The organism is Gardnerella massiliensis (genome assembly GCF_003408845.1).
GTDB lineage: Bacteria > Actinomycetota > Actinomycetes > Actinomycetales > Bifidobacteriaceae > Bifidobacterium > Bifidobacterium vaginale_H.
On sequence record NZ_LRTV01000001.1, the window covers coordinates 207377 to 223750 of the forward strand.

Consider the following 16374-nt stretch of genomic DNA (forward strand, 5'->3'; position numbering starts at 1 on the left):
TATTATTTGTTCTTGAGAGGTTGAGTTGATGAGGTTTCACATACCCCGGGTTTTGTCGTGCGCACAAGTGCACACGGATGGCCATCCATCTCGATTTGACGTTGCCGCCAAACTCTAGCAGTCTACCCGAAGACTTGGGCGAGCAGCCCTTAAACGTCTTCTGCTTGACCTTGCTCCCAATGAGGCTTGCCATGCGGCTTACTGTTACCAGAAGCCCGGTGGTCTCTTACACCGCCGTTTCACCCTTACCTAAACGAAACATTTAGGCGGTCTGTTCTCTGCTGCGCTATCTCTCAGGTCGCCCTGGGCGGACGTTATCCGCCATTGTGCTCTGTGGAGCCCGGAAGTTCCTCAGTCACTCCGAATGAACATTGTGACCGCGGCCATCGTGAAACCTCAACCTTCCTAATTATAGCAGATACTTTTCGTTACGTAAAAAAGTTAGTTATTTTGCGGAAAATATTACAAAATTTCCGAATTTTTTCTCTAAATTTTGCAACTTGCCTAGGTTCTTATTGATTAAACGGATATAATAGAAGAACCGACGGCATCGTGGCAGTCGGTGTGTATACAAATCGAACTTAAGGTTCGAATCTATTCGGGGAGGTTTCGCATGGAAATCGTCATTACTGGTCGTCATACGCAAATTAATCAAAGGTTCCGTGACGTTGTAGAAAGTAAGATGAATCGTGTGACCGCCATTGCGCCTGATGCGCAGCGTGTACAGATTGTGCTTAATTCTGAAGGTAATCCGCGGCAGGCTGACACTGCAAAGCGAGTTGAAATTACTGTTGTTGCAGGCAGCACAGTGATTCGTGCTGAAGCTTCGAGCACTGATCAATTTAGCGCTTTAGATATGGCGCTCGATAAGTTGACGCTTCGTTTGCGTCGTACCCGTGACCGTCGTAAGGATCACCGTCGTGGCTACACGGATATGGTTCCTGTGGATATGGGTGTTGCAGTGCCTGAAGTTGAAACTACTGTTGAGGAGCCTCAAGAAGACGAATTGAATAGTGCTGATGCTGCTGTTGCTTCTGATTTAGGCCCTGGTGAGTCTGTAGAAGTGAGCGTTGGAAGCACTCCTATTGTGATTCGTCGTAAGCTTCATATTGCGGAGCCTATGAGCATTGACGAGGCTTTGTACGAAATGGAACTTATTGGTCACGATTTCTTCCTGTTCGTTAACAAGGAGACTATGCGACCATCGGTTGTCTATCGTAGGCACGGCTGGAGCTACGGCGTATTTGAGATTGATACGCCTGAGAATGTTGCTCGACAAAAGTAAATAAAGCCTAGATAAATCGCTTGTGCGAGTGGATATGCCCGTCTGACACAGTGTTGGACGGGCATTTTTTACGGGTTTTCAGACTCGCTAGCTTACAAAAATCGCAGCCGTCGCGTAATATAGGCACAGTTTACGTCTATGTTGGCTAGGCCGTCTTCATAGACATGACCTAAGGGAGCAAAACGTGGTAGATATCGTCGATAAAGCCTTGCGTATGGGTGAAGGCCGTCAATTGAAGCGCCTTGAGAACGTAGCCAAGGCTGTGAATGCGTTAGAAGATGAAATTTCTGCGCTTTCCGATGAAGAGCTGAAAGGCCAAACAGCTAAGTTCAAGCAGAAGTTAGACAATGGTGCGAAACTTGATGATTTAATGCCTGAAGCCTTTGCTACAGTTCGTGAAGTTTCAAAGCGTACGCTTGGCCAACGCCACTTCGACGTGCAGCTTATGGGTGGCGCGGCATTGCATTGGGGCAATATCGCAGAAATGAAAACTGGTGAAGGTAAGACACTTGTTGCAACATTGCCAAGCTACTTGAATGCTTTGGAAGGTAAGGGCGTACACGTTGTTACTGTGAACGATTACCTTGCAAGTTATCAGAGTGAATTGATGGGACGTATTTACCGATTCCTCGGCATGAGCGTTGGCTGCATTATTACTGATCAGCAGCCTCCGGAGCGTCGTAAGCAGTACAATGCGGACATCACGTACGGTACTAATAACGAATTTGGCTTTGACTATTTGCGCGATAATATGGCTTGGGAAAAGGCTGATCTTGTTCAGCGCGGACACCATTACGCTATTGTCGATGAGGTTGATTCCATTCTCATCGATGAGGCTCGTACGCCGCTTATTATTTCTGGTCCAGCTGAGGGAGACGTCACTCGTTGGTATCGTGAGTTTGCCAAGCTCGTATTGAAACTTACTCGTGATGTTGATTACGAGATTGACGAAAAGAAGAAAACTGCTGGTATTCTCGACGCTGGTATCGCTAAGATTGAAGATTACTTGGGCATCGATAATCTCTATGAGCCTACGAATACGGCACTTATTGGTTATTTGAACAATGCTTTGAAAGCTAAGGAACTCTTCCTTCTCGATCGTGACTATGTTGTTACTAACGGCGAGGTGTTAATCGTTGACGAGCACACTGGTCGTGTGCTTCCAGGACGTCGTTACAGCGAAGGTTTGCATCAGGCAATAGAAGCTAAAGAGAATGTGGAAGTTAAGGCAGAAAATCAGACTTTCGCAACGATTACTCTTCAGAATTACTTCCGTATGTACGACAAGCTTGCTGGCATGACTGGTACTGCTGAAACTGAAGCTGCAGAGTTCATGGGCACCTACAAGTTAGGCGTGCTTCCAATTCCTTCAAACCGTCCTGTTATTCGTATGGATAAGGATGATTTGATCTTCCGCACGAAGAAAGAAAAGCTTACTGCTATTGTGCGCGATGTTGCTGCACGCCATGCTAAGGGTCAGCCAGTATTGCTTGGTACGGCTTCTGTCGAATCTTCGGAGATTCTTTCCTCTCTGCTCGACGTCGCTCGTATTCCTCACCAGGTGTTGAATGCTAAGCAGAATGCTAAGGAAGCTGCCGTTGTTGCTGTTGCAGGCCGTAAGGGTGCTGTCACTGTTGCTACTAACATGGCAGGCCGTGGTACTGATATTATGCTCGGCGGTAATGTTGAGTTCCTTGCAGATGCTAAGTTGAAGGCTGAAGGCTATTCTCCAGACGATACTCCTGACGAGTACGAGAAGCGTTGGCCAGGCACCTTAGCTGAGGTTAAGGAGCAGGTTAAGGACGAGCATGAAGAAGTTAAGAAGCTTGGTGGCTTGTATGTGCTCGGTACTGAACGTCACGAATCTCGCCGTATTGATAATCAGTTGCGTGGTCGTTCTGGCCGTCAGGGTGATCCTGGCGAGTCGCGCTTCTACTTGAGCTTGGAAGATGATTTGATGCGTCTGTTTAACACGCAGCTTGTTGCGCGTGTTATGGCGAAGGGCTTGCCGGAAGGCGAGCCAATCGAATCTAAGTATGTTTCTAATGGCGTGCGTACTGCTCAGAAAACTGTTGAAGCTCGTAACTTTGAGATGCGTAAGAACGTTTTGAAGTATGACGATGTTATGAATAAGCAGCGTACTGTTATTTATGCTGAACGTCAGATGGTGCTTAAGGGTGAAGATATTCACGATGATATTTTGAAGTTCATTAGAGACACTGCAGAAAGTTACGTGCGTGGCGCTATGAACGGCTCTGATAAGCCAAAGAATTGGGATTTGCAGGGATTGTCTAAGGCTCTTGATGCTGTTATGCCTGTAATTCTTGATTGGGATGAAGTTCATGAGACGATTGACAAGCTCAAGGGAGACAAAGCCGTTGTTGCTTTGCGTGATTTGATTGTCGAAAGTGCCACTGTTTTCTATGTTCTCTTTGAGTCTCGTATCGGTAGTGATGCGTTGCGTCAGCTCGAGCGTCGTGTCGTCTTGGCTGTGCTCGATCGCAAGTGGCGTGAACATCTCTACGAGATGGATTACTTGAAGGATGGCATTGGTCTGCGCGGTATGGGTCAGCGTGATCCTTTGGTTGAGTATCAGCGCGAAGGCTACCAGATGTACAATTCCATGATTGAGGCGATCAAGGAAGAAAGCATCCAGCTGCTGTTCCATATTGATATTGATCAGGTTGCTTCTACGGATGATAATTCTGACGCTGAGGTTGACGCTGATATTGCTCAGGTTTCTGCCGAGGTTGATACAGAAGATCAGCCAAGCGGAATCGTTGGTCCAGCTCCTTTGAGCCATGCTGAGAGTGAAGTTCCATTGAGCATGCGTCCAAAGGCCGAAGAGTGGAAGACTCCGTGGGCTGACGGCCGTACGTTCCCAGGCACCAACAAGAATGATGAGTGCCCATGCGGTTCTGGTCGCAAGTACAAGCTTTGCCACGGTCAGAATGAAGCTGGCAACGAAGCTGAGTAAAAGTAAAAACAGTAAATAAGATTTTGCGTGGTCCTTCTCTTCTCCAGGATCACGCAATTTTTTATATAGTAAAGGGCTGGTATGTTTTGCGCATATCAGCCCTTTTGTTAAATAGTTGCTAAATAATTACTAAATAGTTATCAAATTATTTACGCTTGTTACCTGCATTACCAATTATTTCTGTGAAATATTAGCGAAAAGCAACTTCTATACTCTTGCGCCTTCACCGTAATCATTATAATCCTCTTTGGAAGGAGAATGTTTTTTGTGAGTAAGCAGCAATCCTGCGCCTCCGACAAGAACGAAAATAGCACTAGCGATACCTATAGTGCTTGCAAATCCAGGTAAGAAAGCCAAAGAAAGGATGCCTGCAATACCAGCAATTAATAACACCCACAAAACAACTGTTACCCACGAAATGTTCTCAAATTGTGGATTTGGCGGTACGAAATCGTCGCCATAATCTTCCATTGTTTTGTCCAAATCAAGCCAACTGCTACGCGTATTGTCGCGAGGCCCGCCAGGATTAGTAAAACGCACGTGCGGATCCTGCATTCTTTGAGGAATAATATAAGATTTTTTACTACTTAAGTTGCTAAGAGAAAACTTATTTGTTTTATTTGTCTTATTCGTATCTGTTTTATCTGCAGAAGATTTTGCAATCTCGTTCAAGCGAATACTATGCTCTAACTTTTTTGCTTTTCGCTGCGCATGCTTCTCAAAGCTTTGCGCACTTTTTGAACGCGCAACTTCATTCAAATCGTCTGCGTGCTCTTCTACAAAAGACGACCAATCTTTGTACATATTAGCGGAACTGTTGTCAGCAGGAATATTGTCGTCAGCAGAATTGTTGCGCTCAGTATCCTCACGGCGAGGGTCATTGGTATTCTTAGAAGATGTCATGATTTATACTGTATCAAGTCAGCCTGATTCCCACGCGTTTTGCGCAGTGCAGCAGTACGGATGCAGATGAAGAAAGGATACGATATGTTGTACTGGTTCTTCGTGAAAGGGCTTGGGGGTATAGCCCGTATGAGGATTCATCCGTCAGCTCAAGGTGTTGAGAATATTCCGAAGAATGGTGGTGCAATTATTGCTGCAAATCATCTTGCTGTTATCGATGATGCTTTGCTGCCTTTAACTTGTCCTCGCATGATTCATTTCATGGGCAAAGCCGAATATTTTGAAGGCAAAGGATTAAAGGGACGTTTCAAAAAGTGGTGGTTTACTTCCGTTGGAGTGTTTCCTGTTGACCGTTCTGGTGGCTCTAAGTCCTTGGGAGCGTTGAATCACGCAAAAGAAATTTTGGAAAAAGGGCAACTTTTTGGTATTCATATCGAAGGCACGAGAAGCCCTGACGGTCGTTTGTATCGTGGTCACACTGGTGCAGCTCGTCTTGCGTTAGAAACAGGATGCCCGATTGTGCCTGTTGCTATTATTGGTACGCGTGAACTGCAACCTCAAGGTACGATTGTCCCAATGAAGGGCAAAACAAAGGCAATATATGGTAAGCCAATTGCTGTAGAGCGCGTCAATAATCCCGAAGAGATTACGCATGAACGATTACGCGAAATCACTGACCAAGTAACTCAAGCTATTGCTCGCATGAGCGGACAAGAATACGTTGATGAGTATGCGCAAACAGTGAAGCAACGCATGCGAGAATTGCGGGCAGCGCAAGAAAGCGCCAAGTAGCGTATTCCGTACAAGTAGTGTATTTGTAGTAGCTGCCGAGCCCGTTCGTTACCGTGAGGCTGCGCTTATCGTTTAGGCCGCTTGCTAATGTGCTAAATCAAATTACAGTGAGTGTAATTACTGTTGGGCGGCCTTGCGCATCCTTAAGTGGGACTTCATTACCCGCTCCAGGTGACTGGAATCGCACAACGTGCATGTAGTCGCCAAGAGGAGCGGAAACTTTTACTTGTAGTCCTAACGCTTCGATAACGCTACGGGCTTCAGTAGTATTCTTGCCACAAACATTAGGCAAAATAACGGTTTTAGGCCCTCGTGAAACCGTAACTTTAACGCTGTCGCCCCAGTGCATTGCTGATCCAGTTTCAACAGAAGCGCTTATAATTTTACCTTTTGGTACGGTGTCACTATTTTCTTCTTCGTAGGTGACGTTTAATTTAGCATCGTTTAACGCCGCGTCTGCTTCATCCTTAGTGTGATTAATAATATCTGGCATTTTTACCGGCATAGGGCCTTTAGAAAGCAGCACACTTACTTCGCTGTTATAATTCATGCGCGTGCCAGGTTTAGGACTAATATCGATAACACTGCCGGCTGGTACGTCAATAGAATACACGTCCAAAGATGAGCGGTGAATAATATGATTAAATCCTGCCTTACGCAGCGCCTGCAACGGCTTCTTTCCGTGAGCACTGTGTGGGTTAGTAATATCCTCAGGAATAGTAGCTTTACGAATGCCAAGCGAAAGTATAACTCGGAGTCGCCCGTTATTATGCTTGCTAATATGACCGCCTACTACGTCAGGTTCGGTAGCTAACACTTTTCCTGCAGTAACGGTATCGCTATAATCCTTGCTTACAGTGTATGGAATACCGGCCACTTTCAGCGTGCTTTCATAACGCTGCCAGTCAACATCGGTTACTTTGCACGACTGATTTATGCAGTGAAGATCTTCCGGCTTAGGAAGTGACCAGTAGCTTCCCGGACCAAAGAAATACCAATAGCCGCCAATGCCAATTACCGCAAGGGCTGCAACAGTAATACTTCCAGTAATAATAAATAATTTATTGCGAGCACCTTTGCGAGACGACGATTCACGAGTATGAGGTGATGCTTCTGGAGAAATCGTAGCCGGAGCAGTTTTCTTATTTTGGTTAAGATTGCGAGCATCCAACGCAACGGTGGGAAGATTGCTGTCATCAAAAGCTTCTAAAGGATTGTTGTGAGGATTATATGCTTCGTTGCTCGGATCATCCCAAGCCATCAGTTTAGTAGAGTATGAATCCGCATCTTGTGGGGAAGGAGCTGTGATTTTGGTATCAGTAGCGATGGTAGGAGTGTTTGCGAATGGTTGCGCAATTTCCGGAGTGTCAGCAGCATAAGCACCATCCTGATTGCGTGCAGCGTGAGTATCCGGCATAGCGATTGCGCGAGTAGCGTCTAAGTCGTCAGTTGCTGTTTCTTGCTGCGCTGTTTTTTGCAACAAGCCGTCACCCTCATTGAGGGGAGAAAGATTATCTGCTGGAGTTGTATACAGTTTGTTAAGTGGGGAGCCTGATTCAACAAAATCTGCATCTTCAGGCCCCTGAGGCTCCACATACTTATATTGCCAATCTTCAGCGCTTAATTGAGTGGAAAGACTACGCAACTGTGCTAGAGCTTCACTAGCATCTTTTGGACGTTCGTTCGTATCTCGTGCCGTTAATTTTGCAATAAAATGTGCAACTTTTTCGCTGATACCGGAACATACTGTACTAATAGAAGGCGTATTTTCGTGAACATGCTTAAACACGAGTGTAACTGGGTTATCAGCAGTGAATGGCACGCGTCCAGCTAGCATTTCCCAAGCCATCATTCCTGCAGAATATAAGTCGCCTTGTGGAGTTGCAAGATTGTGCTCAATAAGTTCAGGAGCAAGATAAGCAGCTGTTCCAAGGAGTAGACCGGTAGAAGACAGTGTTGCTTGCGAGATAGCACGAGCTAAACCAAAATCAGTGATTTGCACATGCCCGCGGCTGTTAATTAAAATATTTTCAGGCTTAATATCGCGGTGCACAACCCCTGCTTGGTGCGCTGAAGCAAGACCGTCTAAGGTTTCAGCGAGTAGACGAAGCGTGTCTTTTACGCTGAAAGTACCTTGCATATTCATTTCGTAGCGCAAATTTACGCCGTGTACGTACTCCATAACGAGGTAGTCGAGACCGTCATATTCGCCGGTGTCGTACACTTGCACAATATGTGGGTTTGCGATTGCTGCTGCAGAAGTTGCTTCCCTGCGGAATCTTGCAATGAACTGTTGCCGATGCACTCCTTGAGCAAGCTGAGTGTGCATTATTTTGATTGCTACTGGTCGACTTAAACGCTCATCTTGCGCTTGGTAGACGGTAGCCATACCACCTTCAGCGATTTTACGCACAATGCGATAGCGATTTTCAATGCACATGCCAGGTTGTACCTGCGTTGCTTCAGTCATTGTCACAATCCTTACACGCGTAAAAACCTCATATTACTGCTTATTGTTTACGATTGTACCGTCAGCATGGTAACGAAGGTTCCTTTACAGTGTTACTCTAGCACTATTGTACATTGCGCCATGCTTCTGGTATGAAACGTTCGCTTACAGTATGCAATATAGTTTTTGCATTATCGCTAAGTTTGCTTGTTTCAATAGCCTGCTGCGATTGGTTCCAAAGCTCCATTATTCTTTGTTTTGAGCGGTCAATTGCGCCTGAAGTATAGTAAATTTGGATGATTTGTTTTACGTCATCGTCGCTTCTGGAAGCGCCTGTATAGGCTTTGCGTAGCACACTTTGTTCAGTTGCACTTCCGTATTGCAGTGCGTCGGCGAGAAGTACTGCGCGTTTACCTTCGCGAATATCTCCGCCGATAGGTTTCCCTGTGTGCTTACTGTCAGAAACAATATCGATTAAATCGTCGGCAATTTGGAATGCTATTCCTAATGGATCGCCTATGCGTTGCGCGAGTTCGTATGCTTCTTGAGGGGGGATATGACCAGCGAGAAAACCAAGAGTAAGAGGGGCGACAGTAGTGTAGCTTGCTGTTTTCCAACGAAATACGTTAAGTGACGATTCAGCAAGTTGCTTAGGATTATCTAATTGCATCATTTCAATAGACAAATCCAATACTTGGCCGACACCAACGTTTTTTTGCATATCTGCAAAAGCTTCTAAAATTTCTTTGCTATAAACAAAGTGTTGCGAAGCTGCGTTTGTAATAACAAAACTTGCTGTAGCAAGTAAATCGCCGAGCATAAGCCCGAGTCCTGTGCCGATATGCTGATCGTTGTATGCACTGCTTAGTGCACAATACGCGCTCGGTTTGCCGCGTCGCAATGCGGATTCGTCAATAATGTCGTCGTGAATAAGGGCAGCAGTTTGGAAAACTTCTAAAGCGCAAGCAACGTCAAATATTGCTTGCTGTTGAATCTCGTTTGTGTCAGCGTCACCGCTTACTGCTTGGAATGTTGAAAGAAGAAGCAAAGCTCGAAGTCGTTTGCCGCCTTCGCTTGACATAATTGCTTGCTCAACTACTTTCTGTAATGTCGTTGCACACGTTGAGGAAAGATTGCTTGCTGCTGTTGTAGAAAATTGTTGCAAAATCAGCGTACGAATACGCGATTCAATATCGTTAAGCGTGCAATGATAATCCGTTAATGTGCTCATACTATGAAAGTTATCCACAGGGCTGAACATTATAAAACACAATATTTTCTAGGGGTGAGATAACTTTGCACTCCAAAGGTCGCTATTCGTTGAGGATTAGTCGCGCACTTGAGAGACTTGGATTATCAAGTTCCGCTTTGTGAATCTTGACACATTATATGCCGTACATTTATTGCACACATTAAGGAGAGGTAGATATGGCCACGGTTGATATTGAACTAGATAAAAAGGCTGTTCATAGCTGCATTGACGACTTTGATATTCACAGTCTTACAGAAATTTATGGTCCAAGTGCCACTACTGCTGGCGATTTCGACAGTATCGTAGGGATTGAAGATGTTGAATCCTTGGCTGGAAGAGAAATTGCGGATATTAACGGGAAAATATATCCGTCAAAAGAATGTTGCTATTTTATGTCTATTCCAACTAACTATGTTGTGAAACATTGTAAGGATGAGTCTGCTTGGATTCAAGGTTTGCAGTATTGGGTCAGTATTGCTGCCAAGGGATTTATTGAAGGAGTGGCACAATACGGTAAACAGTACACTGTGCAACGCTTTACCTATCGTGCAGTGAACCGTTGGTTTAGTATGGCTTCTAACGACACGGACTTAGCAGGTTCTGATTTCATCATGATTCCTCTAGCTATGTTCCACAACATTAACGTTCGCGATGCAATACTGGTTGCTATTTTGGACGAAAATGATGAGTGGTACGGAGGTGAAATGCTCTCTGATCTCGCTTGGTTGCCGCATGTGCCAGAAATGTCGTTGAACTTGCGCCATTTTTTGGAAGCTAAATTTGCTCAGAATGAAACGCCTAAAATTAGTCGGGCTGTTAAAGCACGAAAATTATTGGAAGCAATGGCAATTATTGTGCAAGAGATTCCTGAATTGACAGTGCAAGTATATGCACTAATTGCGTATATCAGTTGGTGGTTTAGACTTAGCGACGTAGCTCACTACGCTAATCGCGCTTTACAGATTGATCCTGACTGTTCGATGGCGAAAATTGTAAATTCAGCTATCGAACACGGTATTGAACCAGCATGGCTTGATAGTCACGCCACGCCGCAAGAAGAGTGAGGGGAATAATCGTCTTGCTAAGATGGTTTACTACTTATGGTAAAACTTGCCCTTGCTTGAACTATGTCCAGAAAGCACTGCGAGGGAATACTACAGGAGGAACAGTTTGGCGAGCGAAGTTGAATCAACAGCTGATGAGTATGAAGCGCAAGAAAATAGTAAACCTGCAACAACGCGTAAGGCTAGTGCTACGCGCAAAAGTAGTGCACGCACTTCGTCATCTGCCAGCAAATCTCGCTCTTCTCGCGCAAAGCGTGCGGAAGAAAATCAGACTGATACTCAAGATGCGTTGCAAAACGAGCTTATAGAGAGTGACGAATTAGAAGATTCACATTCTTCCTTCGATGACGAGCTAGATGACGAACCGCATCTTGACGATGAAGATCAAATTAATCTTGATGATTTAGATGACATTCAGCCTGAAGATATCGATGGCGTTGATGATCTTACTGACGAAGACGTGTCTGATGACGATCTCGACGAAGAACCAGATGATATTGATGATGCTGAGGATCACGATGAGCACAAGCTTGATGTTCCGCAAGTACCACAAGCTAAAGGTGCCTTCATTGTTCGAGATGATGATGACGACGATAATCTCACGCCTTCTGGCAATCCAAAGCGACGCGTTATTGCAACCGGCGCTACGGCGGATCCTGTGAAGGATTATTTGAAGCAGATTGGTCGTGTGAGCCTTCTTAACGCCGAACAAGAAGTGGATTTGTCGGAGCGAATTGAGGCTGGCTTATATGCTCAGCATTTGTTAGATACTCAGATTGATCAAATGGAGTTTAAGCGTAAGCGCGAGCTTAAGTGGGCTGCGGCTGACGGCAAAAAAGCTAAAGATCATCTGTTGGAAGCAAACTTGCGACTTGTGGTTTCGCTTGCTAAGCGCTACACAGGTCGAGGCATGCTTTTCCTTGATTTAATTCAGGAAGGTAACCTTGGTCTAATTCGAGCAGTAGAAAAGTTCGATTGGAAGAAGGGCTTTAAGTTCTCCACTTACGCAACATGGTGGATTCGCCAAGCTATTACGCGTGCAATGGCTGACCAGGCTCGTACGATTCGAGTGCCAGTGCACATGGTGGAAGTTATTAACAAGCTTTCCAGAGTTCAGCGTCAAATGCTGCAAGATCTTGGGCGCGAACCTACGCCGGATGAGCTTGCACGCGAGCTTGATATGCCTGTAGAAAAGGTTCAGGAAGTGCAAAAGTATGGTCGTGAGCCGATTTCTTTGCACACGCCTTTGGGTGAGGATGGCGACTCTGAATTCGGTGATTTGATTGAAGACACTGATGCAATTGCACCGTCTGATGCAGTGGCCTTCTCACTTTTGCAAGAGCAGTTTAGGCAAGTATTGGAAACGTTGGCACCTCGTGAGGCTGGTGTTATTAAGATGCGCTACGGCTTGGAAGATGGTCAGCCTAAGACATTGGACGATATTGGTCGCGTGTACGGCGTGACTCGTGAGCGTATTCGTCAGATTGAGTCGAAGACTATGTCTAAGCTGCGCCATCCTTCTAGATCACAGACTTTGCGTGACTTCTTAGATCAGTGATTGTAAAGCATGTCATATAGCAAGTGTCGTATTATTGCTGCAAGTAAGGGTGATAATACGACACTTGTTGCTTAGTATTAGTATGTTGAGATTGTAAGTTCGTGCAATGGGTAGAGGGGTAGAAGTGGTCTCTCGTAAAGAGCAAGAGCAGTATGATGCCGATAGTTTGACGGTGTTGGAAGGCTTAGATGCGGTGCGTAAGCGTCCTGGCATGTACATTGGTACCACCGACAGCCAAGGTTTGATGCACTGTCTCTGGGAGATTATTGATAACGCTGTTGACGAGGCTTTAGCGGGTGCTTGCGATCACATTACTGTTACTCTTCACGACGATGGATCCATTGAAGTTGCGGATAATGGTCGCGGTATTCCAGTAGACGTGGAACCTAAAACAAAGCTCACTGGCGTTGAAGTTGTGCTTACTAAGCTTCACGCTGGAGCAAAGTTTGGTAACGCTTCTTATAATGCTGCCGGCGGTTTGCATGGTGTTGGTTCCTCAGTAGTTAATGCGTTAAGTTTGCGTTTGGATGTCGAAGTTGACCGCGATGGTAAAACGCATCATATGGCTTTCCACCAAGGACATCCTGGCGTGTACACCGACGCAGATCCGTCACATCCTTCTCCTGCATCACCTTTTAAGCGAACTCGCAAAAATAAACCGACTGAGCTGGAAATTATTGGCACTGTTTCGCCAAAAACTACGGGAACTCGCGTACGATATTGGGCGGATCCGGAAATTTTCAACTCAACTGCGCATTTTAGTTATGAGCAACTTATCGATAGAGTAAGGCAGACCAGTTTTTTGGTTCCTGGCTTACGCATTACGGTTATTGATGAGCATGTGCCAGAAGGAGAAACGGCAGATATTGAGGAGATTGATTCCTCAGAAGACGCTGTTACGGAAGTTAATACTAACGAAGCTGACGTTGCTGAAATTAGTGCTGAAGAATCTGAAGAATCTGGAAAATCTTATGAGATTGCTGAAATTGACGAAACTAGTGAAACTAATGAAACTAGTGAAATAGAAAAAACTACTGAAGAATCTGAAGAAACTAGCGAAACTGAAGAATCTGAAGAAACTGAAGAAGATTTTGAATCTTCAGCAGCGCAATCTATTGCAAACGCTGAAACTGCCAAAACAATGCAAAACAACCATCATCCTCGCGTAGCTGAATTTTTGCATAACGGTGGCGTTAAAGATTTCGTTGATTTTCTGTCTAAAGGTCAAGCAGTTTCTGATATTTGGCGGATTTCCGGAGAAGATACGTACGTTGAAGAAACGCAAGCAGTAGACGCTTCAGGAGAATTACACGCTCAGCAGGTAACGCGCAAATGCGGAGTGGACATTGCTTTGCGCTGGGTAAACGGATATGACTCCAAGGTAATAAGTTTTGTAAACGTAGTGGAAACTCCAGGCGGAGGCATGCACGTCGACGGCTTTTTGCAAGGAATTACTAAGCAGATTCGCAAAGCTGTAGAAGATAATGCGCGCAAACTTAAAGTGAATCTTAAGGACGCTAATAACAAAATCGAGCGCGACGACATTCTTGCAGGACTTGTAGCCGTGGTAACAGTACGCATTGCCGAACCACAATTCCAAGGACAAACAAAAGACGTACTTGGAACCGCGCAAGTAAAGCCTATTGTTATGAAAATGACCGATACTCAGTTCAGTGAGATGATTACCGGATCTAAGCGAGGTTTTAAAGAGCAATCCGCACGCGTACTAGAAAAAATCGTTTCCGAAATGCACGCTCGTATTCAGGCGCGCAAAACCAAAGAAGTGACGCGTAGAAAAAACGCACTCGAATCTGCCTCAATGCCACCAAAGCTTTCTGACTGTCAGCCTGGGAATGATGATATTGCTGAACTGTTTATCGTTGAGGGCGATTCCGCGCTTGGTACCGCAAAAGCGGCTCGTAATTCTGCTTTCCAAGCGCTTCTACCTATTCGCGGCAAGATTTTGAACGTGCAAAAAGCAAGCCTTGCGCAAATGCTGTCAAATAAGGAATGTGCCGCAATTATTCAAGTTGTGGGAGCAGGATCAGGAGCAAGTTTTGATATTTCGCAGGCTCGTTACAACAAAATCGTTATGATGACCGATGCTGATGTTGACGGCGCGCACATTCGTATCCTGCTACTTACGCTGTTCTACCGTTATATGCGTCCGCTTATTGAGCACGGGCATGTTTATGCTGCAGTGCCGCCGCTTCACAGGATTGCTTTAGCTGGAAGGCGCAAAGGCGAGTATATTTATACTTATTCCGACGACGAATTGGCTGGAAAACTTGATGATTTGCAAGCTAAAGGCATTGATTTTAACAGCGATATTCAGCGTTACAAGGGCTTGGGTGAGATGGACGCGGATCAGCTTGCGGACACCACCATGGATCCTCGCACGCGCATGCTTCGTAGGATTCGCATGGAGGATGCTCAGCAGGCGAGCGAAGTGTTCGATTTGCTAATGGGCGATGACGTCCCTCCGCGCAAGCAGTTCATTGTTGACAACGCGGACGATTTCGATCGTTCCAAAATCGACACCTGATACTGCTATATATTCATATATATTCATATATATTTATATGTTGCTTTGAAGGGGCGTTTGCATTACAAGTATGAAGAACTAGGTTGGGAATTTTATGATTAACCTTCTTTTGGCAGTTATTTACCTCTCGTTTATTAGCTTAGGCTTGCCTGATGCCCTTTTAGGATCTGCTTGGCCAACTATGAGCCGCGATGTTGGCGCGCAAATTTCTTGGGCTGGCGGCATTTCCATGGTTATTTCCGCCGGGACTATTATTTCTGCATTGCTATCCGATAGGCTTACGCATAAGTTTGGTCCAGGAAAAGTCACTTTGGTATCGGTTGCGCTGACGGCGTTGGCATTGCTCGGTTTTTCGTTTGCGCCAAATTATCTTGTACTTATTATGCTGGCTATCCCATACGGTTTGGGTGCTGGGGGCGTTGATGCTGCATTGAATAATTATGTTGCCGTGCATTATGAAAGCTGGCACATGAGTTGGCTTCACTGCATGTGGGGTATTGGCGCATCTACTGGTCCGTACGTTATGGGTTTTGCGCTTTCGCACGGTCAGCGTTGGCCTGCGGGCTACCAGTATATTGCTGTCATACAAATTGTTTTAACTTTTGTTTTATTCGCAAGTTTGCCATTGTGGGGAAAGAAGAAAGCGAAAGAATCGTCTGAAAAAATTCAGGCGTCGCCGCAATCTTACAAAACTTTATCGTATGCAGAAGTTTTGCGTATTCCTGGAGCGCTGAACATTCTTATTATGTTCTTTTGCTATTGCGCGTTGGAACAGACCGCAGGATTGTGGGCTAGTAGTTACATGGTGTTACATGGGGGAGTAAACCGTGTTGTTGCGGCCAGTTGGGCGAGCCTGTTTTATGTTGGCATTACAGTTGGTCGTTTTATAAGCGGATTTTTAACTATGCGATTAAATGATGCAACAATGATTCGTATTGGCCAGTGTGTAATTCTTGCTGGTATCGCCGTACTGTTGTTGCCTTTGCCGAATCACATTGCGTTGGTTATAGGTTTTGTGATTATTGGTCTCGGTTGTGCTCCGGTATATCCGTGTATTATTCACTCAACTCCGCATTATTTTGGTGCTGATAAGTCGCAGGCTATTGTTGGTATGCAAATGGCAAGTGCGTACATTGGTTCTATGCTCGCGCCTGCGATTTTTGGTGTGCTTGGTCAGAACATATCTATGGCTTTGCTGCCAGCGTATCTGCTTGTGCTGTTGGCATTAATGACTTTTATGCACATACGTTTGCTTCGCGTGTGCGCAAGTCGCGCATAGATTGTTTGTGAGCTACATCACATTTATCATATTGATATAAGGTTATTTGTACAATATAGATGTACGCTGCTTGCGATGCTGCGAGAGCAGAGTGCGTAAGTTTTTATTGAATGAGTTGTGTTTTTGCTAAAAAGAGGGAAAAATGAACAAGAGAACTATGCTTGTTTTGTCGACGACGATGATGAGTATTGCTACTGCGGCTTGCGCTTTTTGCATGGCGCAGACTGCGAATGCGGCTGAGGCTTCTACTCCTACTATTTCTGGTGTTTC

The 16374-nt window shown here is 45.3% G+C and carries 10 protein-coding genes and 1 other RNA gene; 7 read left to right on the top strand and 4 right to left on the bottom strand.

Features of this window, described 5'->3' with window-relative positions:
* Nucleotides 1-25: 25 nt before the first annotated feature.
* Nucleotides 26-399, bottom strand: an RNA gene (gene rnpB / locus AXE77_RS00755) — RNase P RNA component class A.
* Nucleotides 400-613: 214 nt separating this feature from the next.
* Between rnpB and hpf the strand changes: the two genes are divergently transcribed.
* Entirely contained in the window at nucleotides 614-1285 is a 672-nt protein-coding gene (hpf, locus tag AXE77_RS00760; protein WP_116711673.1) for a ribosome hibernation-promoting factor, HPF/YfiA family, read from the top strand.
* A 184-nt stretch (nucleotides 1286-1469) separates the two neighbouring features.
* Nucleotides 1470-4262, top strand: coding sequence for a preprotein translocase subunit SecA (gene secA / locus AXE77_RS00765; RefSeq protein WP_116711674.1), 2793 nt, complete (start codon nucleotides 1470-1472; stop codon nucleotides 4260-4262).
* 207 nt (nucleotides 4263-4469) lie between these two features.
* Here the strand turns inward: secA and AXE77_RS00770 are convergent, their stop codons facing one another.
* On the bottom strand, nucleotides 4470-5165 hold the full coding sequence (locus tag AXE77_RS00770) for a hypothetical protein (RefSeq protein ID WP_116711675.1): 696 nt from the start codon (nucleotides 5163-5165) through the stop codon (nucleotides 4470-4472).
* 84 nt (nucleotides 5166-5249) lie between these two features.
* Between AXE77_RS00770 and AXE77_RS00775 the strand changes: the two genes are divergently transcribed.
* Nucleotides 5250-5957, top strand: coding sequence for a lysophospholipid acyltransferase family protein (locus AXE77_RS00775; RefSeq protein ID WP_116712034.1), 708 nt, complete (start codon nucleotides 5250-5252; stop codon nucleotides 5955-5957).
* A 97-nt stretch (nucleotides 5958-6054) separates the two neighbouring features.
* On the opposite strand, the gene AXE77_RS00780 is transcribed toward AXE77_RS00775, so the two are convergent.
* Entirely contained in the window at nucleotides 6055-8427 is a 2373-nt protein-coding gene (locus tag AXE77_RS00780; RefSeq protein WP_116711676.1) for a protein kinase domain-containing protein, read from the bottom strand.
* A 103-nt stretch (nucleotides 8428-8530) separates the two neighbouring features.
* Nucleotides 8531-9637 (bottom strand): polyprenyl synthetase family protein, encoded by a 1107-nt coding sequence (locus tag AXE77_RS00785; protein WP_116711677.1) that lies wholly within the window; start codon nucleotides 9635-9637, stop codon nucleotides 8531-8533.
* Nucleotides 9638-9834: 197 nt separating this feature from the next.
* Between AXE77_RS00785 and AXE77_RS00790 the strand changes: the two genes are divergently transcribed.
* From AXE77_RS00790 to AXE77_RS00805, 4 genes are all read left to right on the top strand, one after another.
* A complete protein-coding gene (locus AXE77_RS00790; RefSeq protein WP_116711678.1) occupies nucleotides 9835-10722 on the top strand; it encodes a hypothetical protein in 888 nt (295 codons plus the stop codon).
* A gap of 106 nt (nucleotides 10723-10828) precedes the next feature.
* Nucleotides 10829-12280, top strand: a complete 1452-nt coding sequence (locus tag AXE77_RS00795; protein ID WP_116711679.1) for an RNA polymerase sigma factor — start codon at nucleotides 10829-10831, stop codon at nucleotides 12278-12280.
* A gap of 124 nt (nucleotides 12281-12404) precedes the next feature.
* Complete coding sequence (locus AXE77_RS00800; RefSeq protein WP_116711680.1) at nucleotides 12405-14825, top strand: DNA gyrase/topoisomerase IV subunit B; 2421 nt, start codon at nucleotides 12405-12407, stop codon at nucleotides 14823-14825.
* Between the two features lie 94 nt (nucleotides 14826-14919).
* Nucleotides 14920-16104 (top strand): MFS transporter, encoded by a 1185-nt coding sequence (locus tag AXE77_RS00805; protein WP_116711681.1) that lies wholly within the window; start codon nucleotides 14920-14922, stop codon nucleotides 16102-16104.
* Nucleotides 16105-16374 lie beyond the last annotated feature (270 nt).